This is a genomic window from Synechococcus sp. CBW1107, from assembly GCF_015841355.1.
Lineage (GTDB): Bacteria > Cyanobacteriota > Cyanobacteriia > PCC-6307 > Cyanobiaceae > Regnicoccus_A.
On record NZ_CP064908.1, the window covers coordinates 694,427 to 719,717 of the forward strand.

Below are 25,291 nucleotides of genomic sequence, written 5' to 3' on the forward strand. Positions count from 1 at the left end.
AAACGGGGCGGGATCAGCCATGCTGCGGGTTCTGGCCCTGGGCAGCCACAACAGGCACATGGTGGACCCGCTCATCCTGCTGCTGTTCCTGATCTCCGGCGCAGCCACCGGCTGGCTGGGGGTGGATCTGCTGCCGGAGAACCTGCTGATCGAGGTGACGAACCTCGAGGGCCTGCGCTGGGTGCTGGGAGGCTTCGGGGCCTTCTTCGGGCTGCTGGCCGGATTCTTCTTTCAGCTGCTGCGGCGCCGTCTGATGCGCCAGGTGCGCTCGATGCCCACCGACCTCCTGGTGAGCCGCGCCGTGGGGCTGATCCTGGGCCTGCTGGTGGCCAACCTGCTGCTGGCCCCGATCCTGCTGCTTCCCCTGCCCTGGGAGGTGATTTTCGTGAAGCCGCTGGCGGCGGTGCTGAGCAACGTGTTCTTCGGGGTCCTGGGGTACAACCTCGCCGAGGTGCACGGGCGCACGCTGCTGCGGCTGTTCAACCCTGCCAGCACCGAGGCTCTGCTCGTGGCCGATGGGGTCCTGCAGCCAGCCACCGCCAAGATCCTCGACACCAGCGTGATCATCGACGGACGCATCCGTGGTCTGCTGGATTCGGGCCTGCTGGAGGGTCAGGTGATCGTGGCCCAGGCCGTGATCGATGAACTGCAGCAGCTGGCCGACTCGGGCAATGCCGAGAAGCGGGGCAAGGGCAGGCGCGGTCTCAACCTGCTGGCCGCCCTGCGCGAGACCTACGGCCGCCGCCTGGTGGTGAACAGCACCCGCTACGAGGGCAACGGCGCCGACGACAAGCTGCTCAAGCTGACCGCCGACACCGGCGGCACCCTGCTCACCGCCGACTACAACCTGGCCAAGGTGGCCGAGGTGCAGGATCTCCGAGTGATGAACCTGAGCGCCCTGGTGATCGCCCTGCGGCCCGAAGTGCAGCCAGGCGACGCCCTGCAGCTCAAGATCGTGCGCGAGGGCAAGGAGGCCAACCAGGGGGTTGGCTACCTGGAGGACGGCACGATGGTGGTGGTGGAATCCGCCCGGGCGCGCATCGGCCAGCGCCTGCCCGTGACGGTGACCGGAGCCCTGCAGACCCCAGCCGGACGCATGGTCTTCGCCCGCTGTGACCAGGATGGCCCGAAACAGCCCGCCACGGTCCAGCAGCCGACGGGCCCCCGCTAGGCTCCCATCCAGGCCCTGTAGAGCGTTTTCAGATGTCGGTGTCGGCCCCTTACTACGGCGATTCCGCCGTGATGCGCACACCGCCGCCCGATCTGCCGTCGCTGCTGCTGAAGGAGCGGATCGTCTACCTCGGCCTGCCCCTCTTCTCCGATGACGACGCCAAGCGTCAGATGGGGATCGATGTGACCCAGCTGATCATTGCCCAGCTTCTCTATCTCGAGTTCGACAATCCCGAGAAGCCGATCTTCTTCTACATCAACTCCACCGGCACCAGCTGGTACTCCGGGGATGCCATCGGCTTTGAAACCGAGGCTTTCGCCATCTGCGACACCATCCGCTACGTGAAGCCGCCGGTGCACACCATCTGCATCGGCCAGGCCATGGGCACCGCCGCGATGATTCTCTCGGCCGGCGCCAAGGGCCACCGGGCCGCCCTGCCCCACGCCTCGATCGTTCTGCACCAGCCACGCTCGGGTGCCCGCGGCCAGGCCAGCGACATCCAGATCCGCGCCCAGGAAGTGCTGCACAACAAGCACGTGATGCTGGAGATGCTCTCCCACAACACCGGCCGCAGCGTCGAGCAGCTCTCGAAGGATTCCGACCGCATGACCTACCTCACGCCGCGGGAGGCCCTGGAATACGGCCTGATCGACCGGATCCTCACCAGCCAGAAGCCGCTGCCGGTCCCCCTGGCCGGCTCGGTCTGACCCTGGACCGCTGAACTCGCTGATCTGAGCCGGCCCCCGCTCGTCCGTCACCCCGTCACCACCCCGTTCCGAACCCACCGCCATGCCCATCGGCACCCCCAGCGTTCCCTATCGCCTGCCCGGCAGCCAGTACGAGCGCTGGGTCGACATCTACACCCGCCTCGGCGTGGAGCGGATCCTCTTCCTTGGCCAGGAGGTCAATGACGGCATCGCCAACAGCCTGGTGGCCCAGATGCTGTACCTGGATTCCGAGGACAGCAGCAAGCCGATCTACCTCTACATCAATTCCCCGGGTGGATCGGTCACCGCCGGGCTGGCGATCTACGACACGATCCAGTACGTCAAATCGGACGTGGTGACCATCTGCGTGGGCCTCGCCGCCAGCATGGGTGCCTTCCTGCTGGCGGCGGGCACCAAGGGCAAGCGTCTGGCTCTGCCGCACGCCCGGATCATGATCCACCAGCCCCTGGGTGGCACCAGCCAGCGTCAGGCCAGCGACATCGAGATCGAGGCCCGCGAGATCCTGCGGATCAAGGACATGCTCAACCAGAGCCTGGCCGACATGTGCGGTCAGAGCCTCGAGAAGGTCACCAAGGACACCGACCGCGACTACTTCCTCAGTGCGGCCGAGGCCAAGGACTACGGCCTGATCGACCGGGTGATCTCCCACCCGAGTGAAGCCTGAGCGGCCAGGCGCGACCCTAAAGTCGCTGTTTGCCCTGCCCGATTCGCCGGATGGCCCAGCTCTTCTACGACTCCGACGCCGATCTGAGCCTGCTCGACGGCAAGACGGTGGCCATCATCGGCTACGGCTCCCAGGGCCACGCCCATGCCCTGAACCTCAAGGACAGCGGCGTGAATGTGGTGGTGGGCCTCTACGAAGGCAGCCGCTCGGCGGAGAAGGCCAGGGCCGATGGCCTCGAAGTGATGAGCGTGGCCGAGGCGGCCGAGCGCGCCGACTGGATCATGGTGCTTCTGCCCGATGAAACCCAGAAGGCCGTCTACGACGCTGAAATCGCGCCGCATCTCAAGCCCGGCAAGGTCCTCAGCTTCGCCCATGGCTTCAACATCCGCTTCGGGCTGATTCAGCCCCCCGCCGACGTCGATGTGGTGATGATCGCCCCCAAGGGACCTGGCCACACCGTGCGCTGGGAATACCAGAACGGCCAGGGGGTGCCTGCCCTGTTCGCCATCCATCAGGATGCCAGCGGCAAGGCCCGCGACCTGGCCATGGCCTATGCCAAGGCCATCGGGGGCACCCGCGCCGGCATCCTGGAAACCAACTTCAAGGAGGAAACCGAGACCGACCTCTTCGGTGAGCAGGCCGTGCTCTGCGGCGGCCTCAGCGAGCTGGTGAAGGCTGGCTTCGAAACCCTGGTGGATGCGGGTTACCAGCCCGAACTCGCCTACTTCGAATGCCTGCATGAAGTGAAGCTGATCGTGGATCTGATGGTGAAGGGCGGCCTCACCGCCATGCGCGATTCGATCTCCAACACAGCTGAGTACGGCGATTACGTAAGCGGTCCGCGTCTGATCACCGCCGACACCAAGGCCGAGATGAAGCGCATCCTTGCCGACATCCAGGACGGCACCTTCGCCCGCAACTTCGTGGCCGAATGCGAGGCCGGCAAGCCGGAGATGATCAAGGCTCGCCACCGCGACGCAGCCCATCCGGTCGAGCAGGTGGGCGTTGGCCTGCGGTCCATGTTCAGCTGGCTGAAGGCCTCCTGAAGCGGGATCTCCCCGGTGGCTCAGACCTGCGGTACAGGCTGAATCTGCCTGTGCTGGCCTGGGGTAGTGCCCAGGCCAGCACAAGTCTCACCCTGGCGTCAGCAGCCTGGATGGTGAGCGGACTGAGCGCCTCCCCCCTGGTGAACAGCCTGCTGCCGGGCCTGGTCACCCTGCCGGCGCTGCTGCCCCTGATCCGCCGTCCCCTGGCCGGGGTGATGCTCCAGCTGGTGGCGGTGCTCCTGTTGCTGGGCCTGGGGGTGAGCACCAGCTCGGCCGTTGGCTCCCCGGCAGCCGGAACCTCCAGTCCCGTGCTGCTGGCCATGGCCTCGGTGCTGGCCGTCGCGCTGGGAACGCGGATGACCGACCTGCCCCTGCAGAGGACCCTGCTGGCGAGGCACCAGCTGCCGATGGGTCAGCTGAGGCGGGCCGGGGAACTGGGTTCCCTGCTCGGCCATGGGCTCACGGCGCTGTTGTTCCCGATTGGCCGTGCCCTGCTCCAGTTCAGCCAGGCCCTGCTGCTGCTGCTGCCGGTGCTGCCCCTGGCCCGTCAGGCCGGGGGTGTCGCCCGGGGCGACCAGGCACCGGACGCAGGCACCGCGTCGGCGCCGTTGACGTTCAGCTGGCGCTGCTGCCTGCAGGGGATGCTGTTCGGCGGACTTTTCGGACTGCTGCCGCTGTGGGTGCGCCAGGTGGAAGCCGGCACCTGCCTGGATTTCGGCCTAGTGCTGACCGCCTATGGCCTGGGACGCAGCCTGGGCGGGACCTGGGGACTGGGTTGGTGGCCGGCTGCCCGGTCACTGGTGGGGACACGCCGGGAAGGAGCGTTCCGCTTCCTGGCCATGGCCCTGGTGCTGATCGCGACCCGCTGGCTGCCGGGCTGGGGGTCCCTGCTGATTTTCCTCCCCCTGGGCGGGCTGGCTCAGGCCAGCGACCTGGCCCAGGTCAGGGGCCTGTCTCAGCTGGGCGATGAGCCCCTGCGCTGGCAGATCCTGGCGCGCTCCGGGGCCATCGGCGGCCTGCTTGGCAGCCTGGCCATGGGCCTGATGGCGCAGCTGCTCGGGCTGTCCGTGGCCCTGCCCGTGCAGATCGGCCTGTTCCTGGCGGCGGCCCTGCTGCTGTCGCCGCGACGGCAGTGATCAGCGTGGCGGCCTCGCTCCAGCTCTGGCTGCTGCTGCTGCTGGCCGGCGCCCTGGATCGCCTGGTGGGTGATCCGATCAGCTGGCCCCATCCCGTTCAGGCAATGGGCTGGGCGATCCAGCGGCTGCGCGCCCCCGGGGAGCGCTGGGCCGGAGATCATCCCCTCCGGCTGCGCCTGGTGGGGATGGCGCTCACCGCCCTGGTGGTGAGCGTCAGTGGCCTGGCCGGCTGGAGCCTGGAACGGCTGGCGCTTGGCTCCGCTCCAGCTCTCCCCATGCCGTCCCCGCTGGCCTGGCTCGGCTTGCCCGTGCTGATGGTGGCTCTGGCCAGCGCCCTGGCCGCCGGCAGCCTCGAGACGGCCGTGAGGGCCGTCCTGGCACCGATCAGCGCCCCGCCGTGTCCAGAGGCCGACGAGGAGGAGGCCGGGCTGGAAGCGGGGCGCCGGCAGCTGGCCCTGATCGTGGGCCGGGATGTGCAGGGGCTCAGCCGGGAGGAGGTGATGCGCGGAGTGGCCGAAACCGCCGCGGAGAACGCCGTCGATGGCCTCTTCGGCCCATTGTTCTGGATGCTGACCGGCGCCGGGCTCTGGTCGGCCCTGGGGGTCGCTGATGGTGTTCCTGGCCCCCTGAGCCTGGCCTGGATGTACAAGGCCGCCAGCACTCTGGATTCGATGCTCGGCTACAGGCGGGGCCGCCTGCGCTGGCTTGGCACCGCCGGGGCCCGGCTCGATGACCTGCTCACCTGGCTGCCTGCCCGACTGGTGGCGTTCAGCCTGCCGGCTGCGGCCGGCAGAGTCGGTGAGAGTCTTCGCCTGGGGAGGGAGGCCCTGCGCCAGGGGCGAGCCGATCCATCCCCCAACGCCGGGGTGTCGATGGCGGCCTTCGCCCTGGCGGCCGGGGTTCAGCTGGGCGGCGTGAACCACTACGGCGGAGTGGCCAGGGCCAAACCGATCCTCGGCCGGGGGTACCCATCAGCCGATCCCGCCGCCATCGCCCGGATTCTGAGGTTGACCGCCCGGCTCGAGGCCCTCTGGCTGGCCCTGACTCTGCCCCTGCTGCTCAGTCTGAGTCAGGTTCAGTAGGCACCGCGATCTCGCGGGTAGAGGATCACTCCCACCGTGCGCAGGATGATCGCCAGATCCAGCAGGACCGTGCGGCGGCGCACGTAGCTGACATCGAGCCGGACACGGGCGTCGTAGCTGAGGTTGTTGCGCCCCGACACCTGCCAGAGCCCGGTGAGGCCCGGTCGCACCGCAAGCACCTCATCCATCTGACGGCCGTAGCGGTCCAGTTCGTCCCAGACGATCGGCCGCGGGCCGACCACGCTCATCTGGCCCTTGAGCACATTGATGAACTGGGGCAGCTCGTCGAGGCTGGAGCGCCGCAGGAATCCACCGATCGGGGTGATGCGCGGGTCGGCCTTGAGCTTGAAGTCCTTCTTGAATTCCGCCTTGAGTTCAGGCGACTGCTCCAGCAGGGTCTTGAGGATGCGGTCGGCATCCTTGCGCATCGTGCGGAACTTGATGCAACCGAAGCCCTTGTAGCCGCGGCCGATCCGACGCTGCACGTAGAAGACCGGCCCGGGCGAGCTCAGTTTCACCAGCACCGCCAGCAGCAGCAGCAGGGGACTGCCCAGGGCCAGCACCGCCAGGGAGAACACGATGTCGCCGCTGCGCTTGAGCACGCGGGATCGCTTCGACTGCGCCTGGATCAGCTGCTCGGCCGTGGGCACCGCGGTGATCATCGAATCAGCGACCACGAGCGGGGGGACCAAGTGCAGAGGCCGGGCAACGGAGCCGGCGGCCTCACAGGCGCTGAGCAACGTTCCGGACATCAACGCCCCCAAGGTGAGCGAACTCTAAAAATCGATTGGTCAACTCACCAGCTCTCGCGGTCACTCACCCCAGAGGCACAGCGCCGCAGTCGCTGCTGATGCCCCTGCCAGCGGCGCTCCAGAACCGCCTGCAGCCGCTGGCGGAAGCGCTCCGGCGAGAAACGCTCGGCCCACTGGCGCTGGCGCTCCGCGGGCAGGCAGTGCCACAACTGTCCCTGCTCGAAATGCTCCAGCGCCTGAACCAGGGCCGTGGCGGTCTGCTGCTCGAACAGAAGGCCGGTGGGATGGGGGGCCTCGGCGGTCAGGCAGCGGACCGTGTCGAGCAGCCCCCCCTGGCCGAGGCCGATCACAGGAGCACCCGCGGCCATGGCCTCCACAGGGGCGATGCCGAAATCCTCCAGACCGGCGTAGAGGTAGGCCCGGCAGCGGCCCATCAGATGAGTCACCCGCTCGGCGGAACAGGCCCCCAGCAGCGTCACGGTGGGGCCGGCCAGGGCCTGCAGGCGGGCCCGCTCCGGCCCGTCGCCCACCACCAGCAGGGGCAGGCCCAGGCGATTGCAGGCCTCGATCACCAGATCCACCCGCTTGTAGGGCACCAGGCGGCAAAGGCTCAGGTAGAAGTCGCCCCGGGGCAGGTCCCAGCGAAAACGGTCGACCGCCACAGGCGGATGCAGCACCTGGCTGAAGCGGCGCCAGCAGCGCCAGATCCGCCGTGCCGTGAAGCGCGAGTTGGCCAGCAGATGGTCGACCCGTGTGCTGCTGCTCACATCCCACTGGCGCAGCTGATGCAGCTGCCAGCGCACCCAGGGGCCCAGGGGGCCTCGGGCGATGGCAGACCCGGCCAGGTAGGCCTGCATCTGGTCCCAGGCGTAGCGGACCGGTGTGTGCACATAACTGATGTGGAGCTGATCGGGGCCGGTGAGCACCCCCTTGGCCACCAGGTGGTTGCTGCTGAGCACCAGGGGATAGCCCCCGAGATCGAGCTGCTCGATCGCCAGCGGCAGCAACGGCAGGTACTGCTGCACATGGCTCACCCCCCAGGGCAGGCGCTGGATGAAACTCGTCCGGATGTGCCGGCCCTCCAGCCAGCTGCCCGGCCGGGCACTCTCGCCATCCACCAGAGCGAAGAGGCTGGCGGCGGGACGGCCCTCGCCGAGAAGCCGATCGATCTGCTGCACCACCAGTTCGGCCCCACCGACCGAGCGCGGCGTGAACCACTCGTGCACGAGGGCGATCCGGCTGGGAAGTCCTGACATGCCGGCACGGTAGGGCCCGCGCCTGTGCGATCACATCACGAAAACTCTCAGCTGATTGCGTGCCCAGGCCTGGATCTGGATGCTGAACTGAGCTCAGCCAGCCATGCCCATCCGCGACCTGCTTGAAGATGCCCTCGAGGAACCCTCGATCGGGCTCACCCCATGCTTCAGCTGGCATGCCACCCCCGTGGGAATCGCTGCCCTCTGGCGTGCTGGAGCGGCTCCAGCCATCCCTCCGTACGAGACCGCCCTCAAGGAAGGGCTCGACGTCGGGCTGGATCTCAGCCGCGAAGAACGGGAGTTCCACCAGGTGCGCATGGGGCTGGTGCTTCTGTTCCATTCCTGATGCAGCCGAACCGATGAGTGAGCCCCCCGGCAACTCCACTCCAGCGCGGGGGGCGGTATCGATCTGGCAGCTCAAGCCCTGGTGGTGCCAGCCCTGGTCCATCCTGCTCACCGGGGTGCTCCTGATCGCCGGCAGCTGGTTCTGGCTGGGCCGCTGGTGGCTTACCGTTCCTCTCTCCACAGGCGTGCTGCTGTGGTGGTGGCTGTTCCTCGTGCTGATGCCCCGTCAGCTGAGCAGCCTGTCAGGACCGGAGGACATCGGTTGAAATGCAACCGATCCGACAGCGTCAGCTCCAGCCTTTCCGTTGGATGGTGATGACGGCACGATCCAGAGGGCGTACGCCATTCCGTTCCTTCCCAACCACGAGTCGCCATGAGTTACGAACCCGGTACCAGTGAATGCCGGCTGCTGATCGACAGCAAGGACCAGATCGAAGCAGTCCTGGCCAACCTCGCCAAGCTCGAGAACACCGATCACATCCGCATGCAGTTGCTGGCGGTCTACAACCAGCTGGAAGGTCTCCACGACCTCAGGCGGAGCAAGCCAGCCGCGGCGATCCCAGGCAGGGATGGAAGCGCCTGAGGAATGCATCCAGCTCGATCGGTCCGCAGCGCCGCCGCCAGCCCTGCTCGGCGATGGGGTGCCTCCAGGCGGTGATCCGAAGCGGCAGGCGTCCCTGAGGTCTGTACACGATCAGATAGCGGTAACGGCAATCGCGGCGAAACTCCGGCGACCCCAGGGGTTCGGCATGGAGATGGCAGCGCAGGAAGCCGGCCACCAGACCGCCTGGACCGTGCCCATCGGTCCGGCAGGTCTCGAGGGCAGTACCCAGCCTCAGGGCCGCCCCGGCTGGATCCCCCTGACGGGGGAAGTAGAGATGAACAGGTCCCCAGCCGGGAAAGCCCAGGAAGGAGTACACCGCGGGGATGTCCATGGCAACGGCTCAAGAAGGTCCGCTTCCTCAATGCCCCGGCTGTCCCAGTGGTCGCTGGGGTCGCCGCTCCCTGGGGTCCCTGCTGCTGCTGGGCCTGATGGTCTGTGCCGGAATGGCCCTGGCCCAGCAGCACCATGGCGACACCGCCAGCCTGGCTTCCCTCCTGCGGGTGGGTGAACCGATCGTCACGGCCGACCAACGCCTGTTGCAGCTGGGCTGGCGGCCCGCAGCGGCCGCCGGCGCCGATGCCCTCGACCGGGAGCGCTCCGGCAGCCGCCTGGCCAGCCTCAGTGGCTGCGCCGGCACGGGACCGGGCTACTGCCGCTTCGATTACCGCAGGGGAAGGGCCAGGCTGGCGGTGATCACGCTGCCGTCCGTGTCGGACCATCGGGACGGGCCCCAGGTGCTGCGCTGGATCGATGAAGCCAGCGGTCAGCGCTGGGGTCTCTGTCAGGACGACCCCTCCGGTGAGCTGGCCCCCTGCAGCCCCGAGAGGCGCCAGGACTGAGCCGGGTGCCCATGGCAGGCGAGCCGATAGGTTTGGGCCGTTGCCGCTGCCGCAGGCCGATGGGTTTGGAGAACAAGCAACGCCCCCCCTGGCTGAACTGGCTGTTCCTGCTGATCTTTCTCTGGAGCAGCTGGCAGTTGGCGGGGTTCTGGTTCGAGCGGCTGCAGTGATGGCGTCGCCCTACTGATCGTCGAGGGCCTGCCTGAGGCGCGACAGCAGCGTGCGGCGGGCCACCTCCGGGCTCAGGCCCTGGTCGCTCGCTTCCTTCACCCACTCCTGGGCGGCCTGGATGAGGGCCTCCAGACCCGGCGCTCCCGAACGCAGGGCCTGAAAGGAGGCCATCAGGTCCTGGTCCAGGGCCTGGGAAGGATCTCCGCAGACGATGTACTGGCGGCCATCACTGCCTGTGTAGAGCAGGCTGCCCTCGGGTCCCCGCAGGGGAGCGGTGGCGGGAACGGTCAGAGAGGAGTCGGGACCCAGAGACGGGTCGTCGTCGGAGCGGGTCATGGCGAGGGGGCAATGGGGCGGATGCAGCTGCGGATTCAGGGATAGGCGTTGGGAACGAAGAACTGCTCATTCATCGGCGGACGGTGGTAATCACCGACGGTCTTACGAGGAGGCAGTTCGATCGGAGCGGGCGTCATGTCCTCGTAGGGGATCTTGGAGAGCAGATGACGGATGCAGTTGAGCCGGGCCCGGCGCTTGTCATCGGCCTCAACGGTGAACCACGGTGCCTCGGGGATGTTGGTGTGGGCGAACATCTGGTCCTTGGCCTTCGAGAACTCCACCCAGCGGTCGCGCGACTCCAGATCCATCGGCGAGAGCTTCCAGCGGCGGGCTGGATCATCCAGCCGGGAGCGGAAGCGGACTTCCTGCTCCTCGTCGCTGACCGAAAACCAGTACTTGAGCAGAACGATGCCGGAGCGCACCAGCATGCGCTCGAACTGAGGGGCCGATTGCATGAACTCCTCCACCTGCTCGTCGGTGCAGAAGCCCATCACCCGTTCCACGCCGGCACGGTTGTACCAGCTGCGATCGAACATCACGATCTCACCGGCAGCCGGGAAGTGCTCCACATAGCGCTGGAAATACCACTGGGTGCGCTGCTGATCCGAGGGCGTGCCGAGCGCGACGACATTGCAACCCCGAGGGTTGAGTGGTTCGGTGATGCGCTTGATGGCCCCTCCTTTGCCCGCTGCATCACGACCCTCGAAAAGAATGATCAGGCGAAAGCCGACATGCTTGATCCAGTACTGCATCTTCACCAGTTCGACCTGGAGTTTCTCCAGCTCTTTCTCGTAAAATTTGCGGCTGAGTTTGACCTGTTTATCTTCAGGTGGCGCTCCCAGATCGTCTTCACTTTCCCCCAGCAGATGGGAGGGGTGGTAGCGGTCCTGCTGACCGTTGGGGGCATAAGGAGAATGGGACCCGGGCAGGAAAGACTCCGGACCGGTGTCTCCGTGGCGGTCCTTCCTGGGCTTGGTCTTGGCGGAGCCCTGCTGGCCGGGGGTGGCCTTTTTGCCCTCACTCTTGCCTTTGCCTTTACCCATCAAGCTCTGCTCCGAACCCCCGACGATCCCTCCTGTCTAGAGGCATCCCCGTGAACAGAGTGTGAGTCAAGGGCAGATTGTTGAGGCCCTGACACGGCCATCGGCAAGGGAATGGCCACTGAGGCTCACGCAGAACGTCCCGGGGGACTCCTGGGGTGAGAGGTCCACCAGGGGCTCCACCCCCAGCCGCAATTCACCGCCATGGGTGCGGGCCACCCTCTGGGCGATCGCCAGACCCAGACCACAGTGACCGTGACCGCTGCGGGCCTCATCAAGCCGCTGGAAAGGCATCAGCGCCTGGGAACGCTGATCCTCGGCGATGCCCTCACCCTGATCCCAGACCTGCAGCTCGAAGCCGTCCCGTTGCCAGGCCCGCAGCACCAACCGCACGGGAGGCGTCCCATAGCTGAGGGCATTGTCGATCAGGTTGGCCACGGCGCGTCCCAGGGCGATCGGCTGAACCGTGGCGGTGACAGGGGCCAGATCGAGCTCCACCGGCTGGCCGTCGTACCGGGCCGCCAGCTCCGCCAGCAGCTCCGCCAGAGGCACGCTCACCGCCACCTCTCCTCCCCCGCCACCGGCAAAGAGCAGGAACTGGCCCGTGATCCGCTCGAGGTCGTCGAGATCGGCGCCGGCCCTGGCGCTGGCGGAGGCGTCCCCCAGCAGCGACAGACGTAGCCGCAGCCGCGTGAGCGGGGTCTTGATGTCGTGGGCGATGCCCGCGAGCATCGTCGCCCGCTCCCGCTCACTGTCCTCCAGGCGCTGGAGCATGGCGTTGAAGCGCTGGGCCAGGCGGCGCACCTCGGGAGCGCCGCGCTGGGGCATGGGCTCCGGTTGCGCATCGAGGCCCACCCGAGCCAGGGCCCGCTCCAGCTGCTGCAGCGGCCGCTGCACTTCCAGCAGCAGGAACAGGGCCCCGGCCATCACACTGCCGCTCACAAGCGAGAGCGTCACCAGCAACGGGTCGGGTGGCCAGCCGAAACGGGGCCGAATGGGGGCATAGAGCCAGACCGGCTCCAGGGGTGAGGCCAGCTCGATCCAGACACCTCGGGCCGCACCGTGATTCGGCACCACCTCGGGGCAGCGGGGGAGGCGGCGACACAGCTCGAGCTGCAGCTGATCGGCTTGCCGCTCGAGGCGTGCATCATCCCCCTGGCCGAGCAGACTCCAGCGGCGGGGGGATCGAGGCGGCTGACCCACGCCCAGCTGCAGGCCGCTGAGCTGGGAGACGGTGGCCGGCGGGAAGCGCTCCAGCGCCAGCTCCGAGAGCCTCAGGTTCAGGGCCACCTGGGGACCCATCTGGGCGATCTGAGCCTGGCCGATCCGAGTACCGAGCAGGGCCTGAAGCAACACCAGGCTGAGGGCCCACCCCCCCAGAAAGAACACCCCGAGGCGCAGCGAGAGGGCAGCGGAGCGCATCGAGGGGGCCATGGCTCAGCGGTTGCGGGGCTGGCCGTCGGGAACGAACACGTAGCCATAGCCCCAGACCGTCTGGAGGTAGCGCGGTCGGCTGGGATCGGGCTCCACCAGCCGCCTCACCCGCGAGACCTGCACGTCCATGCTGCGGGTGTCGGTGTCGCTGGCGGGACCTCGGGCCAGCTCGATCAGACGCTCCCGCGACAGGGGGCGGTGGGGATGCTGCACGAAGGCCGCCAGCAGGCTGAACTCACCGCTGGTGATCGTCACAGGTTGATTCTGCCGCTCCAGGGTGCGGGCGGAGAGATCCAGCACATTGTCGCCGAAGTGCACCAGCTCGCCATCGGCGAGCGGGGTGCCTGCGGGCAGGGTGCCGCGGCGGCGCAGCACGGCTTCGATGCGGGCCATCAGCTCCCGGGGCAGAAACGGCTTGGCCAGATAGTCATCGGCGCCCTGCTCCAGCCCGATGATCCGGTCGACCGCCTCGCCGCGGGCCGTGAGCATCACCACGGGCAGATCGTCGCTGGCATCCCGCAGGCGCCGCAGCAGGGTGAGGCCGTCGTCGCCTGGCAGCATCAGATCGAGCACCACCAGGTCGGGGCGCTGGAACTCCAGCCGGGCCATCAGCTGGCGGCCGTCGGTGAGGCAGCGCACCTCATAGCCCTGGTCGGTGAGATAAGTGCCCAGCAACTGGCGCAGTTCGGGGTCGTCATCGACCACCCAGATCGTGTGGGTTCGGCTCAAGGCGGAGGCCGCAGCTGGCCCGACTGTATGGAGTGGACGCCGTCACGCCCAGGGGGATCCAGCCGCGGGGCTTGCCAAAGGTGACTCCCCGGCTCTGCAGACAGGTCCGGTCATGGCTTGGCCCCGGCAACCGCTGCCGCAGGGGCTGACCGGGGCCGCCGACCTCCATAGGGTGAACGCCATGGCGACCACCACCAGCTCCAGAAGACGACCCGACCGCTCAGCCGGCCAAGGCCCGCTGTGGCTGGTGGTGGTGGCCGGCCTGCTGCTGAGCCTGGCGGGACCGGGGCTCGCCCAGGACACCCGGTCGCTGCAGCTCTACCACGAGCGGATGCAGGCCTGGTTCGAGCGCCTGGACCGCAACCGCGATGGCAGGCTGACTCCCCAGGAAAGCCGGGGCCAGCCCTACCTGGAAACGAATTTCCAGCGGCTGGATCAGGAGGGCCGGGGCTACCTTCTCCCCAGCGACCTGAGTCCCCGTCAGAAGGTCTTTCTGGGAGTGCGGCTGCGCACGGTGTTCGCCCAGTCCGACCGCAATGGCGATGGTCGGCTCAGCCGCCAGGAGGCACGGTCCTTCCCCTGGCTGGACCGTCGGTTCTCGGAAATCGACCTGAATCGAGATGGAGCCGTGACCCTGCAGGAGGTGTGGGAGTCGAGAAAGTCGCTGGCTCCTCGGCCCTGAGCGCGGGGGCTGCGCTCAGCGCTCAGGCCGGTCGGGCGGACGGATGCGCACCACTGACCACACCAGCCGGGCCACACCAGCCGGCAGTGCCAGCACCCCACCCAGCCCGGGCATCGCCAGGCGCAGCAGGCGGTACATCCCGTTGATCAGCAACAGCAGCGCAGCCACGGCCAGCCCCAGGACCAGCAGCACCCCGAACGCCTGCAGCAGGCCCACCAGCAGACGGATCAACCCCTGGCCGATCTCGCTGAGTCCGCTGATCAGGGCGCTGATCACCTTGCTGAGCACCAGCAGTGAATCCAGCCGGCTGGGGAGCTGCATCAGCAGCACCAGCACACCGATTCCAGCCGTCCCGTTCAGCAGGGCCATCCCCGCCTCCCGCCAGGAGGACCCTCTCCGCCGCTGGCGGGAGGAGAACACCTTGCGGGGCAACTGACTCTTGCGGCCCGGATCCGGCAGGTGGGGCTTCATGGCGGCGGCCTCTCAATCGAGCGTGTAGCCCGCACCTCGCATCCAGCGCTCGAATTCCAGCAGCACCAGTTCATTGGGGCAATCCACCAGGCTGAGACCCGCCACCGTGCAATCCCCCTGGCCGCCGTGGTGAAGCGAGAGGTGAAAGTCCTTGCCGCTGAGGCCGCAGACCTCGGGATCACTGCGCACAACCACATCGAGGGAGGCCCCCAGCCGATTCACCCGGCGGCGCAGTTCGGACCAGCTGCTGGTCATGGCTTTGTCGTCATCGCAGCAGGGCCATGGAGTTCAGCATCATCGGCAGGCCAACCGACCCAGTCGGACTTTCCCTCTGAGTGTGGCCACAGGTTCCTGTTCGTCAATGGGGCAGGCACCTAGCGGGGAGGGGTGAGCGGGGAGGTGGGGGTGACCGCGGGGCTGGCGGCCGGGGTGGCCGTGCGCCGCGGCAGGGGCACCATCAGGCCGAAGGCGGCGGTGATCGCCAGGGCCGCCAGACCGGCGGCGGGGGCGGCCAGGCGCTGGCGCAGAGGCACGCGCTCCAGGATTTCGCGGCGGTGCAGGGGGCGATCGGGGGGCAGGCTGAACCCCAGCTGAACACGGGGATCGAGGCGGAGCTGATCCAGACAGCGCACCAGATCCGCCAGCTCGGCATCATCGAAGCTGAGCTCAAGGGGCTGGGTTTCGGGCTGACTGCTGAGCAGGCGCAGGCGGTGGGCCTGACGGTTGCGCAGGCCGCCCCGGGACGAGGAGACCGGCTCCATCTGCACCGGATCCGTGGCCGCCCCCATCGGCCGCGGCACGGAACTCACGAGATGGCGTGCGTAGGGCAGAACCACGGCCAGCAGGGCCTGGAGGTGATCGCGTTTGCCCTCCAGGGTGGGATGACCAGCCAGATCGAGCTCCCAACCCGAGAGGATACCGATCACCTCCGGGCCGTGGCCGGCGGAGAGATCAGGGAGTCCGTCGATGCGCAGGCGACAGCTGGTCTGCTCGTAGCGGTAACTGAGTTTCATGCCACGGCATCCATCAGGCTGGCCTTGAGACGATCGAAACCGCCCCGGCCGGCGCCGAAGGCCAGCCCCTGAACCAGCTGACGCTGAAGCCGGAGCCCCTCCTGGGGATCCAGCAACTTCTGCACGCCGCCACGGCGGGGATTGAGACGTTCGCGCACAAGCTCATCGAGCCTGGAGCGGAACAGCTGCCAGCGCTGCTGGGTGACCGGTTCAGGTTCAGAGGCCGAGAGCAGCTGGCGCAGCATCGGGTAGAGCCGCTCGGCCATGGCACAGAGCAGGCTGATCAGGGCATCGGTTTCCGCTTCGCTGAGTTCGCCCCGGCGGCAGGCCAGCCTCAACGGGTTGTAGCAGCGCCGCTTCCACAGCTCCACACGGTTGGGAAAGAGCGAACCGAAACCGAGCTGGCTGGCCATCCAGACCATGGCTTCACCGCCATTGAGATCGAGGGCCTCGACACTGAGCAGCATCAGGTCGAGGCGCTCCAGCCCACGGCGCGAGAGTCGGGACGCAGGCCCTGGCGGTGGGGACTGCTCCACGGGGGCTTCCCCGGTTGGAGCGGTGATCGTGATGTCGGCCATGGCTGCGATGATGCCAGCGCCCGCGCCGATCCGTCACCCGATCGCTTCTCCATGGCCCTGAGCACCACACCCCCCGAGCTGGACGAGCCCATTGATCTGCGGGGACTGGTCAGGGATGTGCCCGATTTCCCCAAGCCCGGCATCCTCTTCCGCGACCTCACTCCGCTGATGCGTGACCCACGAGGCTGGAAGGAAGTGGTGCGCCTGTTGTCGGGGGTCTGCGCGCAGCTGCGCCCGGATCTGATCGTGGGCATCGAATCCCGCGGCTTCATCGTGGGCACCGCCCTGGCCACGGCTGTGGAGATCGGCTTCGTGCCGGTGCGCAAGCCCGGCAAGCTGCCCGGCCAGGTGCGCGCCGTGAACTACGCCCTAGAATACGGCCACGACCGCCTCGAGATCCAGCACGATGCCCTCGCGGGCGGGCCGCGGGTGCTGATCGTCGACGACCTGCTGGCCACCGGCGGCACTGCCGCGGCCTGCGCCCAACTGGTGACCGAAGCCGGTGGCGACCTCTGCGGCTATGGCTTCGTGGCGGAGCTGGCGGGCCTCGGCGGGCGGGCGCGCCTGCTGGGAGACCATCCGGTGGAATCCCTGATCGTCTACGCCTGACTTCAGATCTGCTGGTCCTGCCAGGCCAGCACCTGATCAAACTGATCGAGGCTGATCAGTCCGAAACGCCAGAGGATCACCGGCAGGGGAGCCTGCTCCTGATCGGCCTGGCGGATTCCCAGCGCCAGGGCGTTCTCGCTCAGTCCCTGCTCATAGCGCAGATAACGCACCAGGGCTGAGGAGGGAACCGGCTGGGGGGAGGTGCTGATCACCATCGGAATATCCAGAGCGCTCGGGCTCACCGGGGTCGTGGCCGTTCTGCCTTCACTCTGACCAGCGTGCCGCAAGGCGGCAAGGGCCCAGGGTCATGGCCTTGAGACTGAGGTGCCTCAGGGCACCGGAGCGGCGCATGAGACCCAGAGCCAGCCGGCGGACCTTCAGCAGCAGAGGCTGCCGGTTGGAGAAGATCCGCACCAGCAGGTCGGTGCTGAGCAGGGTGAGCAGCACATCTGGCCAGCGGCGGTGTCCGTAGGCCCCCGCCACCGCGGCAGGTGAGAGCTGTCCTGCCGCCGCCCGCAGGGCCTGCCGCTGCAGTTCCTCCACATCCCGCCAGCAGAGATTCATCCCCTGGCCGCCCACGGGATGGCAGCGATGGGCCGCCTCACCCACCAGGGCGAGCGAGCCGCGGTGGAAGCGGCAGGCGAGCTCCAGGGCCACCGGGAAGGCCCGGGGCGTGTCGAGCAGTGCCTCGGGCTGCAGGCTGTCCGGAAGAGCGGCGGCGAGGGCATCGAGAAAGGCCACGGGATCGAGCCCTTCCAGCCGTCGCAGATGCTCAGCCGGTGCGCTCCACACCAGCTGGGCGGCACCGTCGCCAAGGGGAAGCACCGCGAAGGGACCCTGGCGGCGGAAGAGCTCCCAGGCCCGATCGGGGGCCGAGCCACGCAGACGCACCTGGGCGGTCAGACAGCCCTGGCCGTAAGGCCGACTCCAGCGGCTGATCCCCGCCGCCTCCCGGGTGGGCGAGGCGCTGCCGTCGGCGGCCACCACAAGGTCGGGCGGATCGAGGGAGTCGGGAAGAGGGGGTGGTGTCTCGCCCAGGCTCAGGCTGATGCCGGGATGGGCTTCAAGGTGCTCCAGCAACCGTTGCATCAGCGGCTGATGCTGCAGGATCCAGCCCACGGCGGCGCCGTGATCGCAGCGACCTGTGCCGAACCCGACGTCGACAGGGCCGAAGCCGATCGCTCGCCCCGCCTCCAGATCACAGAGGCCGAGCGAGCGGAACGGAACCGCCGCCTCCGCCAGCTGCGACCAGAGCCCCAGGCGCCGCAGAAACAGCCGACTGGAGTGGCTGAGGGCATAGGCGCGACGACGGGCCTGCAGCTGAACGCCGCTGAGCGGATCCACCAGCTGCACCCGCCAGCCCGCCTGGGCCAGGGCGAGGGCCGCCAGGGCACCGGTCGGGCCCCCACCGAGCACACGGGCCCGAAGCAGGGGCGACGGCCCAGTGATGCGAGGACAGGGTGGGGCCAGCACAGGGGCCGGGGCAAGGGCGCTCATGGACTCAGCGGCGGCCACAAGAAAGCCGCAACAGAAAGTCTGCTGCGGCCTGAAGATGAGTGCGTTGGCCGGGTTCAGCCGATGCCGAGCAGGCCGCGGGTGAAGGCCTCGCCACCCAGGGCGAATTCGGTGGCCAGCAGAGCGATGAAGCCCAGCATGGCCATGCGGCCGTTCAGCTTCTCGGCGCGCTCATGGAAACCCCAGCCGCTCTCGGGGCTCACCACTTCCATGCGGGGCTCGGTGGCGAAGGCATTGAGGCGGCCGCCGTCTTCGGTGGTGACGGTGGCGCCGCGGATGGTGGCCCGCTCGCTGGCGGTCACAGGGGCCGAGCTGGGGGCGGTGGCGGTGGATTGAGCCATGGAGGTCTCCGTTTCGATGAACTCAATGTAACACATTGTTGCGGAACGTAAACACCCGTTGGCGGAAGCGGGGCGCTTCAGCGCAGGCGCTTCAGGCACAGCTCCTCGAAAGCCGGCCGCAGCAGGTAGGGGTACTCGCCCACCCAGATCCTGAGCTGCGGGATCCAGGCGTCGCTCATGGCATCGATCCGGGAGAAGTCGGGACGCTCGCTGAGCACCAGACCGCGCACGACCATGCCGCGGCGGATGGTCTGGTGCTTCTTCTCCATCGGGAAGCGCACCGAGCCCAGGTAGCCGTCGTCGTCCTCCAGCTCCAGGGACAGCCAGGTGCGCCGGTTCTCCACGAGCTCCAGCCGACCGCGCTGATCCGCCTGCTCCTTGCGCTGCTCCACCAGCTCCTTGGTGAACAGATCGCCCACCCGCGCCTCGTAGAGCGCCGCGCGGGGATAGCGGCGCAGCGTGGCATTCCTGCGGCCAGCCTCCAGGATCGGGCCCCAGAGCACATAGAGCAGCAGGACGAAGCCCGCCACCAGCCAGACCGACGCGAAGCGGTAGGAGAACTGGCTCTGGGCGATCAGCAGCGAGATCACCCCGCCGATCACCGAGATCAGCACCCGTTGCAGGATCTTCTGAGGATTGCCGCTGCAGAAGCTGAACTGGGGTCCGCTGGCCACCGCCGGAATCAGCCGCTGCAGTTCACCGGGCTTGAGGGGAATCAGCATGGCGTCAGAGCAGGCGCTCGAGCCCGTAGACCAGGCCCTGCAACTGCCGCACCCGCCGCAGGGTGAGCAGCACGCCGGGCATGTAGGCGGAGCGTTCGATCGTGTCGTGACGCAGGGTGTAGGTCTCTCCGGGCGCGCCGAACATCACTTCCTGGTGGGCCACCAGCCCGGGCAGCCGCAGCGAGTGCAACCGCAGGCCGCTCGGCCGCTGACCGCCGCGGCAGCCCGCCAGGGTTTCGTGCTCCTCCACCTGGGGGACGTTGAAGGATTTGCCCAGCTCCTCGATCAGCTCGGCGGTCTTGAGACAGGTGCCGCTGGGGGCATCGGCCTTGCGGTTGTGGTGAAGCTCGGTGAGCTCGGCGAAGTCGTAGAAGCGGGCGGCGGCGGCGGCGGCCTGCTGCAGCAGCACCATGCCCACGGAGAAATTGGGAATCACGGCACCGCCGATGCCGGCCTTGTCGGCGAACACCGCCAGCTCAGCCAGTTGCTCGGGGCTCAGGCCGGTGGTGCCGATCACCGGATGGACGCCGTAGGCGATCGCGGCGCGGGTGTGCTCATGAACGACGGAGGGATGGGTGAAATCCACCAGCACCGCGCCGGCGCCGGGACCATCGCCCCGCACCAGCTGGCTGGCCTGGCAGAGGCAGCCTTCGAAGTCGGCGGTGATCGCCACCTCCAGTTCCCCCAGCCCCAGCTCCAGACCCACGTCGAGCCCCTCCTTGTCAGGGGTGGTGTCGATCGCGCCGAGCAGGCGGCAATCCTCCGCCGCAGTCACGGCTTTGACCACTTCGGCCCCCATGCGGCCCAGGGCACCGGCCACCACCACCGGAATCGAGGCGGGGCGCGCGTCGGTGGGGGTCATGGGCCGGACGTGATCGCTGCGTGGAGGGAGCCTATGGCGTCGATTCCCACCCCGGCGTCACTCCTGTAAAGCCTTGGGGAGCAAAGTCGCGGGGCTGGAGGAGCTTTCGTAGGCTCCTTCACATTGCTCAACTCCAGCGCCGATGTTCACGCAGGTCCGCTCCGCCAACCGCCGGGTCAGCCCCGGCAACGGCGAGGCCCCAGCCGGCAGTGAAGGTCGGGCGGTGATGCGTGCGGTCTACGTGGTGCTCGAGCCCCAGTACCAGAACGCGCTCACCCAGGCGGCCACCAGCCTCAACGCCACCAACCCCGCCCTGGCGGTCGATCTGAGCGGCTACCTGATCGAGGAGCTGCGTGATCCGGAGAACTACGCCGCCTTCTGCGCCGATGTGGCCGAAGCCGATGTCTTCATCGCCTCGCTGATCTTCATCGAGGATCTGGCCCAGAAGGTGGTGGAGGCCGTGGCGCCCCACCGCGATCGCCTCAAGGCTGCCGTGGTGTTCCCCTCCATGCCGGAGGTGATGCGGCTCAACAAGCTGGGCACGTTCTCGATGGCCCAGCTGGGCCAGAGCAAGAGCGCCATCGCCAGCTTCATGAAGAAGCGGAAGGAGGCCAATGGCGCCGGCTTCCAGGACGCGATGTTGAAACTGCTCAACACCCTGCCCACGGTTCTGAAGTATCTGCCGGTGGAGAAGGCGCAGGACGCCCGCTCCTTCATGCTCAGCTTCCAGTACTGGCTCGGGGGTACGCCGGACAACCTGCGCAACTTCCTGTTGATGCTGGCCGACAAATACGTGTTCCCCCGGGGCGACACCGGCCGGCCCGAGCTCGAGGTGGCCGAGCCGGTGGTGTTCCCGGACCTGGGTCTCTGGCACCCCCTGGCGCCGGGGATGTTCGAGGATCTCAAGGAATACCTGAACTGGAGCGACAGCCGAGCCGACCTGAGCGAGAAGGCCCGAGGCGGACCGGTGATCGGCCTGGTGCTGCAGCGCAGCCACATCGTCACCGGCGATGAGGCCCACTACGTGGCTGTGATCCAGGAACTGGAATACCGGGGCGCCACGGTGATCCCGGTGTTCTGCGGCGGGCTCGACTTCTCCAAGCCCGTGAAGGCGTTCTTCTACGACCCGCTCAATCCCGATCAGCCGATCGTGGATGGGGTGGTGAGTCTCACGGGCTTCGCTCTGATCGGCGGCCCGGCCCGCCAGGACCACCCCCGCGCCATCGAGGCGCTCTCGAAACTGAACCGGCCCTACATGGTCGCCCTGCCGCTGGTGTTCCAGACCACCCAGGAGTGGGAGGAGAGCGACCTGGGCCTGCACCCCGTGCAGGTGGCCCTGCAGATCGCCATCCCCGAACTCGATGGCGCCATTGAGCCGATCGTGCTCAGCGGCCGCGATGACGCCACCGGCAAGGCTCACACCCTCCAGGACCGGGTGGAAGCGATCGCCGAGCGGGTGATCCGCTGGGCCTCTCTGCGCACCAAGCCCCGCATCGACAAGAAGCTGGCGATCACGGTCTTCAGCTTCCCCCCTGACAAGGGCAACGTCGGCACCGCGGCCTACCTGGATGTCTTCGGCTCCATCCACCGGGTGCTGGAGGAGATGAAGCGCAAGGGCTACGACGTGCAGAACCTGCCACGGGATTCCAAGGCGCTGATGGAGGCGGTGATCAACGACCCCGAAGCACTCCAGGGTGCACCTGAGCTGGCGATCGCCCACCGAATGAGTGTCGAGGAGTATGAGCGGCTCACCCCCTATTCCGAACGTCTGGAGGAGAACTGGGGCAAGCCCCCGGGCAACCTCAACTCCGACGGCACCAACCTGCTGATCTACGGCCGCCACTTCGGCAACGTGTTCGTCGGCGTTCAGCCCACCTTCGGCTACGAAGGCGATCCGATGCGGCTGCTGTATTCCCGCAGTGCCAGCCCCCATCACGGCTTCGCCGCCTACTACACCTATCTCGAGAAGGTCTGGGGCGCCGATGCGGTCCTGCACTTCGGCACCCACGGTTCGCTGGAATTCATGCCCGGCAAACAGATGGGCATGAGCGAAACCTGCTACCCGGATTCACTGATCGGCGCCCTTCCGAATCTGTACTACTACGCAGCCAACAACCCCTCGGAAGCCACGATCGCCAAGCGGCGGGGTTATGCCGCCACGATCAGCTATCTCACCCCACCGGCCGAGAATGCCGGGCTCTACAAGGGGCTGAAGGAACTGGGCGAACTGGTGGGCTCCTACCAGCAGCTGCGCGAAAGCAGCCGTGGCGTGCAGATCGTCAACGCGATCGTGGAAACGGCCCGCCAGTGCAATCTCGACAAGGACGTGACCCTGCCGCAGGCGGATGCCGGCGAGCTCGACCTCGACGGCCGTGATCGCGTGGTGGGGGCGCTCTACAGCCAGCTGATGGAAATCGAGAGCCGGCTGCTGCCCTGCGGCCTGCACACGATCGGCAAGCCGCCCACCGCCGAGGAGGCGATCGCCACCCTGGTGAACATCGCCGCGCTGGAGCGGGAGGAGGAGGGTTACCGCAGCCTGCCGGCTCTGCTGGCCGAGAGCCTGGGCCGCACGATCGATGACGTGTACCGCGGCAATGACGCCGGGGTCCTGGCCGATGTGGAGCTGAACCAACGGATCACCGAGGCCTGCCGCGGGGCGGTGGCCTCGATGGTGCGCGCGGTCACCGGCAGCGATGGACGGGTGGATCTCAAGGGCCGCTTCGGCTGGTTCTTCGCCCTGCTGGAGCGCTTCGGCTATGAGCGGCCCAGCCCCTGGCTGAGCTCCTGCCGCGCCTCGGGTTTTGCGGCGGTCGAGCCCACGGAGCTCGACCGGCTCTTCGGCTACCTGCGCTTCTGCCTCGAGCAGATCTGCGCCGACATGGAGATGGAGAGCCTGCTGCGGGCTCTCGACGGCGAATACGTGATCCCCGGCCCTGGTGGTGATCCGATCCGCAACCCCGGCGTGCTGCCCAGCGGCAAGAACATCCATGCCCTCGACCCCCAGGCGATCCCCACCCGCGCCGCCATCGCCGCCGCCAAGGTGGTGGTGGATCGTCTGATCGAGCGCCAGAGGGCCGAACAGGGCACCTGGCCCGAAACGATCGCCTGCGTGCTCTGGGGTACCGACAACATCAAGACCTACGGCGAATCCCTCGCCCAGATCCTCTGGTTCATCGGCGTGCGCCCCGTGCCCGATTCCCTCGGCCGGGTCAACAAGCTGGAGCTGATCTCCCTGGAAGAGCTGGGCCGTCCGCGCATCGACGTGGTGGTGAACTGCAGCGGAGTGTTCCGCGATCTGTTCATCAACCAGATGGGCCTGATCGATCAGGGCGTGAAGATGGCCGCCGAGGCTGATGAGCCGCTGGAGCTGAACTTCGTTCGCAAGCACTCCCAGGACCAGGCGGCGGCCCAGGGCATCAGCCTGCGCGAGGCGGCCACGCGGGTGTTCTCCAATGCCAGCGGCAGCTATTCCTCCAATGTGAACCTGGCTGTCGAGAACAGCACCTGGGAAGAGGAGGGAGAACTGCAGGAGATGTACCTCTCTCGAAAAACCTTCGCCTTCAACGCCGACAACCCCGGCGAAATGAACCAGAACCGCGAAGTCTTCGAATCGGCGATGAAAACCGTCGACGTCACCTTCCAGAACCTCGATTCGGCTGAGATCTCTCTCACCGATGTGAGCCACTACTTCGACTCCGACCCCACCAAGTTGATCGCGGGGCTGCGCGACGATGGCAAAGCTCCGACAAGCTACATCGCCGACACCACCACCGCCAACGCCCAGGTGCGATCACTGAGCGAAACGATCCGACTCGATTCCCGCACCAAGCTGCTCAATCCCAAGTGGTATGAAGGCATGCTCAATTCCGGCTACGAAGGGGTGCGCGAAGTGGCCAAGCGGCTCAACTTCACCCTGGGCTGGAGCGCCACCAGTGGCGCGGTGGATAACTTCGTGTATGAAGAGGCCAATGACACCTTCATCAACGACGCCGAGATGCGCAAACGGCTGATGGAACTCAATCCCCACAGCTTCCGCCGCATCGTCGGCACCCTGCTGGAAGTGAACGGCCGAGGCTACTGGGACACCAGCGAGGAGAACATCGCCCAGCTCCAGGAGATCTATCAGGAGATCGAAGACCGGATCGAGGGAGTCACGGCCCCCTGAACGGCTACGGCCAGTCGATCACGGGACCAGCCGGCACCACCCCAGCAGGATTGATGCTGGGGTGGCTCTGGTAGTAATGACCCTTGATGTGCTGCATGTTCACAGTCTCAGCGACTCCCGGGAAGCAGTAGAGCTCGCGCACGTAGCGCCACAGGTTGGGGTAGTCGACGATCCGGCGCAGGTTGCACTTGAAATGCCCCACATACACCGCATCGAAGCGCACCAGGGTGGTGAACAGCCGCCAGTCGGCCTCGGTGAGCCGGCTGCCCAGCAGGTAGGGCTGATCCGCGAGGCGCTCCTCTAGCAGGTCGAGGGTGGCAAACAGGGGCTGGATCGCCTCATCGTAGGCCTCCTGACTGGTGGCAAAGCCGCAGCGGTACACGCCGTTGTTCACCGTGTCGTAGATCAGTTGATTAAGCCGGTCAATCTCATCCCATAGATTCTCTGGATAGTAATCACCGGGAGCCGCGCAAAGGCCATCGAAGGCGTTGTTGAACATGCGAATGATTTCCGAGGATTCGTTGTTCACAATCTGCTCCGTCGCCTTGTCCCAGAGCACAGGTACAGTCACTCGTCCGCTGTAGCTCGGATCTGAGTTCGTGTAGATCGTGTGCAGAACCCGGGCATGATGGATCGGGTCAGGGATCACCCCTTCACCCGGCTGAAACGTCCATCCCTCCTCACCCATCAACCAGTGCACCACCGACACCGAGACCATCGGGCCCAGACCCTTGATGCTGCGGAAGATGGCTGTGCGATGGGCCCATGGGCAGGCATGGGAGATGTAGAGGTGATAGCGGTCCGCCTCGGCGCAAAACCCCCCTGTGCCCGTGGGACCGGGCCGGCCGTCCGGCGTCACCCAGTGGCGGAACTGCGAGGCGGAGCGAATGAACCGGCCACCGCTGCTGCTGGTGTCGTACCACTGGTCGTGCCAGACCCCGTCAACGAGCAGTCCCACGCCTGAACTCCAGAGGCGACCACCGTAACCAGCGAGAGCGGG

At 67.4% G+C, this 25,291-nt stretch carries 30 protein-coding genes; 13 read left to right on the top strand and 17 right to left on the bottom strand.

Features of this window, described 5'->3' with window-relative positions; translation table 11 throughout:
* Positions 1 to 58: 58 nt before the first annotated feature.
* From I1E95_RS03675 to cbiB, 6 genes are all read left to right on the top strand, one after another.
* On the top strand, positions 59 to 1,171 hold the full coding sequence (locus I1E95_RS03675; RefSeq protein ID WP_197167072.1) for a PIN/TRAM domain-containing protein: 1,113 nt from the start codon (positions 59 to 61) through the stop codon (positions 1,169 to 1,171).
* 32 nt (positions 1,172 to 1,203) lie between these two features.
* The gene (locus I1E95_RS03680) at positions 1,204 to 1,878 is read left to right on the top strand and encodes an ATP-dependent Clp protease proteolytic subunit (protein ID WP_197165560.1); all 675 of its coding nucleotides are present in this window, start codon (positions 1,204 to 1,206) and stop codon (positions 1,876 to 1,878) included.
* Between the two features lie 82 nt (positions 1,879 to 1,960).
* The gene (locus I1E95_RS03685; protein ID WP_006170202.1) at positions 1,961 to 2,563 is read left to right on the top strand and encodes an ATP-dependent Clp protease proteolytic subunit; all 603 of its coding nucleotides are present in this window, start codon (positions 1,961 to 1,963) and stop codon (positions 2,561 to 2,563) included.
* Positions 2,564 to 2,613: 50 nt separating this feature from the next.
* Positions 2,614 to 3,609 carry a ketol-acid reductoisomerase gene (gene ilvC, locus I1E95_RS03690; protein WP_197165562.1) on the top strand — a complete coding sequence of 332 codons (996 nt, stop codon included), beginning with the start codon at positions 2,614 to 2,616 and terminating at the stop codon, positions 3,607 to 3,609.
* Between the two features lie 50 nt (positions 3,610 to 3,659).
* Positions 3,660 to 4,745, top strand: coding sequence for a hypothetical protein (locus I1E95_RS03695; protein ID WP_231594838.1), 1,086 nt, complete (start codon positions 3,660 to 3,662; stop codon positions 4,743 to 4,745).
* Positions 4,746 to 4,750: 5 nt separating this feature from the next.
* Positions 4,751 to 5,827 carry an adenosylcobinamide-phosphate synthase CbiB gene (cbiB, locus tag I1E95_RS03700; RefSeq protein ID WP_370594573.1) on the top strand — a complete coding sequence of 359 codons (1,077 nt, stop codon included), beginning with the start codon at positions 4,751 to 4,753 and terminating at the stop codon, positions 5,825 to 5,827.
* On the opposite strand, the gene I1E95_RS03705 is transcribed toward cbiB, so the two are convergent.
* On the bottom strand, positions 5,821 to 6,489 hold the full coding sequence (locus tag I1E95_RS03705; RefSeq protein WP_197167075.1) for a sugar transferase: 669 nt from the start codon (positions 6,487 to 6,489) through the stop codon (positions 5,821 to 5,823). The two genes, cbiB and I1E95_RS03705, sit on opposite strands and share 7 nt — an antisense overlap.
* Positions 6,490 to 6,623: 134 nt before the next feature.
* Positions 6,624 to 7,835 carry a glycosyltransferase gene (locus I1E95_RS03710; protein ID WP_197165566.1) on the bottom strand — a complete coding sequence of 404 codons (1,212 nt, stop codon included), beginning with the start codon at positions 7,833 to 7,835 and terminating at the stop codon, positions 6,624 to 6,626.
* Positions 7,836 to 7,938: 103 nt separating this feature from the next.
* On the opposite strand from I1E95_RS03710, the gene I1E95_RS03715 reads away from it, so the two are divergent.
* The 3 genes from I1E95_RS03715 to I1E95_RS03725 all read left to right on the top strand — a co-directional run bounded on the left by I1E95_RS03715 (position 7,939) and on the right by I1E95_RS03725 (position 8,763).
* A complete protein-coding gene (locus I1E95_RS03715; protein WP_197165567.1) occupies positions 7,939 to 8,181 on the top strand; it encodes a hypothetical protein in 243 nt (80 codons plus the stop codon).
* 13 nt (positions 8,182 to 8,194) lie between these two features.
* Positions 8,195 to 8,446, top strand: coding sequence for a DUF6737 family protein (locus I1E95_RS03720; RefSeq protein ID WP_197165569.1), 252 nt, complete (start codon positions 8,195 to 8,197; stop codon positions 8,444 to 8,446).
* A gap of 107 nt (positions 8,447 to 8,553) precedes the next feature.
* Entirely contained in the window at positions 8,554 to 8,763 is a 210-nt protein-coding gene (locus tag I1E95_RS03725; RefSeq protein WP_197165571.1) for a hypothetical protein, read from the top strand.
* Here the strand turns inward: I1E95_RS03725 and I1E95_RS03730 are convergent.
* On the bottom strand, positions 8,711 to 9,115 hold the full coding sequence (locus tag I1E95_RS03730; RefSeq protein ID WP_197165572.1) for a hypothetical protein: 405 nt from the start codon (positions 9,113 to 9,115) through the stop codon (positions 8,711 to 8,713). The genes I1E95_RS03725 and I1E95_RS03730 overlap by 53 nt on opposite strands.
* Between I1E95_RS03730 and I1E95_RS03735 the strand changes: the two genes are divergently transcribed.
* Positions 9,114 to 9,623, top strand: a complete 510-nt coding sequence (locus I1E95_RS03735; protein ID WP_197165574.1) for a hypothetical protein — start codon at positions 9,114 to 9,116, stop codon at positions 9,621 to 9,623. The genes I1E95_RS03730 and I1E95_RS03735 overlap by 2 nt on opposite strands.
* A gap of 180 nt (positions 9,624 to 9,803) precedes the next feature.
* On the opposite strand, the gene I1E95_RS03740 is transcribed toward I1E95_RS03735, so the two are convergent.
* From I1E95_RS03740 to I1E95_RS03755, 4 genes are all read right to left on the bottom strand, one after another.
* On the bottom strand, positions 9,804 to 10,130 hold the full coding sequence (locus tag I1E95_RS03740) for a hypothetical protein (protein ID WP_197165576.1): 327 nt from the start codon (positions 10,128 to 10,130) through the stop codon (positions 9,804 to 9,806).
* 35 nt (positions 10,131 to 10,165) lie between these two features.
* Entirely contained in the window at positions 10,166 to 11,173 is a 1,008-nt protein-coding gene (gene ppk2 / locus I1E95_RS03745) for a polyphosphate kinase 2 (RefSeq protein ID WP_231594839.1), read from the bottom strand.
* A gap of 66 nt (positions 11,174 to 11,239) precedes the next feature.
* Positions 11,240 to 12,604 carry an ATP-binding protein gene (locus tag I1E95_RS03750; protein WP_197165578.1) on the bottom strand — a complete coding sequence of 455 codons (1,365 nt, stop codon included), beginning with the start codon at positions 12,602 to 12,604 and terminating at the stop codon, positions 11,240 to 11,242.
* Between the two features lie 3 nt (positions 12,605 to 12,607).
* Entirely contained in the window at positions 12,608 to 13,333 is a 726-nt protein-coding gene (locus I1E95_RS03755; protein WP_197165580.1) for a response regulator, read from the bottom strand.
* 181 nt (positions 13,334 to 13,514) lie between these two features.
* Here I1E95_RS03755 and I1E95_RS03760 point away from each other — a divergent pair, with 181 nt between their 5' ends.
* Positions 13,515 to 14,015 carry an EF-hand domain-containing protein gene (locus tag I1E95_RS03760; RefSeq protein WP_197167077.1) on the top strand — a complete coding sequence of 167 codons (501 nt, stop codon included), beginning with the start codon at positions 13,515 to 13,517 and terminating at the stop codon, positions 14,013 to 14,015.
* A gap of 15 nt (positions 14,016 to 14,030) precedes the next feature.
* Here the strand turns inward: I1E95_RS03760 and I1E95_RS03765 are convergent, their stop codons facing one another.
* The 4 genes from I1E95_RS03765 to I1E95_RS03780 form a co-directional block, all read right to left on the bottom strand.
* Complete coding sequence (locus I1E95_RS03765; RefSeq protein ID WP_197165582.1) at positions 14,031 to 14,486, bottom strand: hypothetical protein; 456 nt, start codon at positions 14,484 to 14,486, stop codon at positions 14,031 to 14,033.
* A 12-nt stretch (positions 14,487 to 14,498) separates the two neighbouring features.
* The gene (locus I1E95_RS03770; protein ID WP_197165584.1) at positions 14,499 to 14,741 is read right to left on the bottom strand and encodes a hypothetical protein; all 243 of its coding nucleotides are present in this window, start codon (positions 14,739 to 14,741) and stop codon (positions 14,499 to 14,501) included.
* Positions 14,742 to 14,860: 119 nt separating this feature from the next.
* Positions 14,861 to 15,499 carry a DUF4335 domain-containing protein gene (locus tag I1E95_RS03775; RefSeq protein WP_197165586.1) on the bottom strand — a complete coding sequence of 213 codons (639 nt, stop codon included), beginning with the start codon at positions 15,497 to 15,499 and terminating at the stop codon, positions 14,861 to 14,863.
* Positions 15,496 to 16,077 (bottom strand): DUF3038 domain-containing protein, encoded by a 582-nt coding sequence (locus tag I1E95_RS03780; RefSeq protein ID WP_197165588.1) that lies wholly within the window; start codon positions 16,075 to 16,077, stop codon positions 15,496 to 15,498. Before I1E95_RS03780 ends, I1E95_RS03775 begins: the two co-directional genes overlap by 4 nt.
* Before the next feature lie 51 nt (positions 16,078 to 16,128).
* Between I1E95_RS03780 and I1E95_RS03785 the strand changes: the two genes are divergently transcribed.
* Positions 16,129 to 16,686 carry an adenine phosphoribosyltransferase gene (locus I1E95_RS03785; protein ID WP_197165589.1) on the top strand — a complete coding sequence of 186 codons (558 nt, stop codon included), beginning with the start codon at positions 16,129 to 16,131 and terminating at the stop codon, positions 16,684 to 16,686.
* Positions 16,687 to 16,688: 2 nt separating this feature from the next.
* On the opposite strand, the gene I1E95_RS03790 is transcribed toward I1E95_RS03785, so the two are convergent.
* The 5 genes from I1E95_RS03790 to dapB form a co-directional block, all read right to left on the bottom strand.
* A complete protein-coding gene (locus I1E95_RS03790) occupies positions 16,689 to 16,901 on the bottom strand; it encodes a DUF2949 domain-containing protein (protein WP_197167078.1) in 213 nt (70 codons plus the stop codon).
* A gap of 49 nt (positions 16,902 to 16,950) precedes the next feature.
* A complete protein-coding gene (locus I1E95_RS03795; protein ID WP_197165591.1) occupies positions 16,951 to 18,183 on the bottom strand; it encodes an FAD-dependent monooxygenase in 1,233 nt (410 codons plus the stop codon).
* A 74-nt stretch (positions 18,184 to 18,257) separates the two neighbouring features.
* Positions 18,258 to 18,542 (bottom strand): high light inducible protein, encoded by a 285-nt coding sequence (locus I1E95_RS03800; RefSeq protein WP_197165593.1) that lies wholly within the window; start codon positions 18,540 to 18,542, stop codon positions 18,258 to 18,260.
* A 77-nt stretch (positions 18,543 to 18,619) separates the two neighbouring features.
* Positions 18,620 to 19,264 carry a hypothetical protein gene (locus I1E95_RS03805; protein ID WP_197165595.1) on the bottom strand — a complete coding sequence of 215 codons (645 nt, stop codon included), beginning with the start codon at positions 19,262 to 19,264 and terminating at the stop codon, positions 18,620 to 18,622.
* Positions 19,265 to 19,268: 4 nt separating this feature from the next.
* A complete protein-coding gene (gene dapB, locus I1E95_RS03810) occupies positions 19,269 to 20,126 on the bottom strand; it encodes a 4-hydroxy-tetrahydrodipicolinate reductase (RefSeq protein WP_197165597.1) in 858 nt (285 codons plus the stop codon).
* 142 nt (positions 20,127 to 20,268) lie between these two features.
* Between dapB and I1E95_RS03815 the strand changes: the two genes are divergently transcribed.
* On the top strand, positions 20,269 to 24,291 hold the full coding sequence (locus I1E95_RS03815; RefSeq protein ID WP_197165598.1) for a magnesium chelatase subunit H: 4,023 nt from the start codon (positions 20,269 to 20,271) through the stop codon (positions 24,289 to 24,291).
* 4 nt (positions 24,292 to 24,295) lie between these two features.
* Here the strand turns inward: I1E95_RS03815 and I1E95_RS03820 are convergent, their stop codons facing one another.
* The gene (locus I1E95_RS03820) at positions 24,296 to 25,249 is read right to left on the bottom strand and encodes a glutathione S-transferase family protein (protein WP_197165600.1); all 954 of its coding nucleotides are present in this window, start codon (positions 25,247 to 25,249) and stop codon (positions 24,296 to 24,298) included.
* Between the last annotated feature and the right edge of the window lie 42 nt (positions 25,250 to 25,291).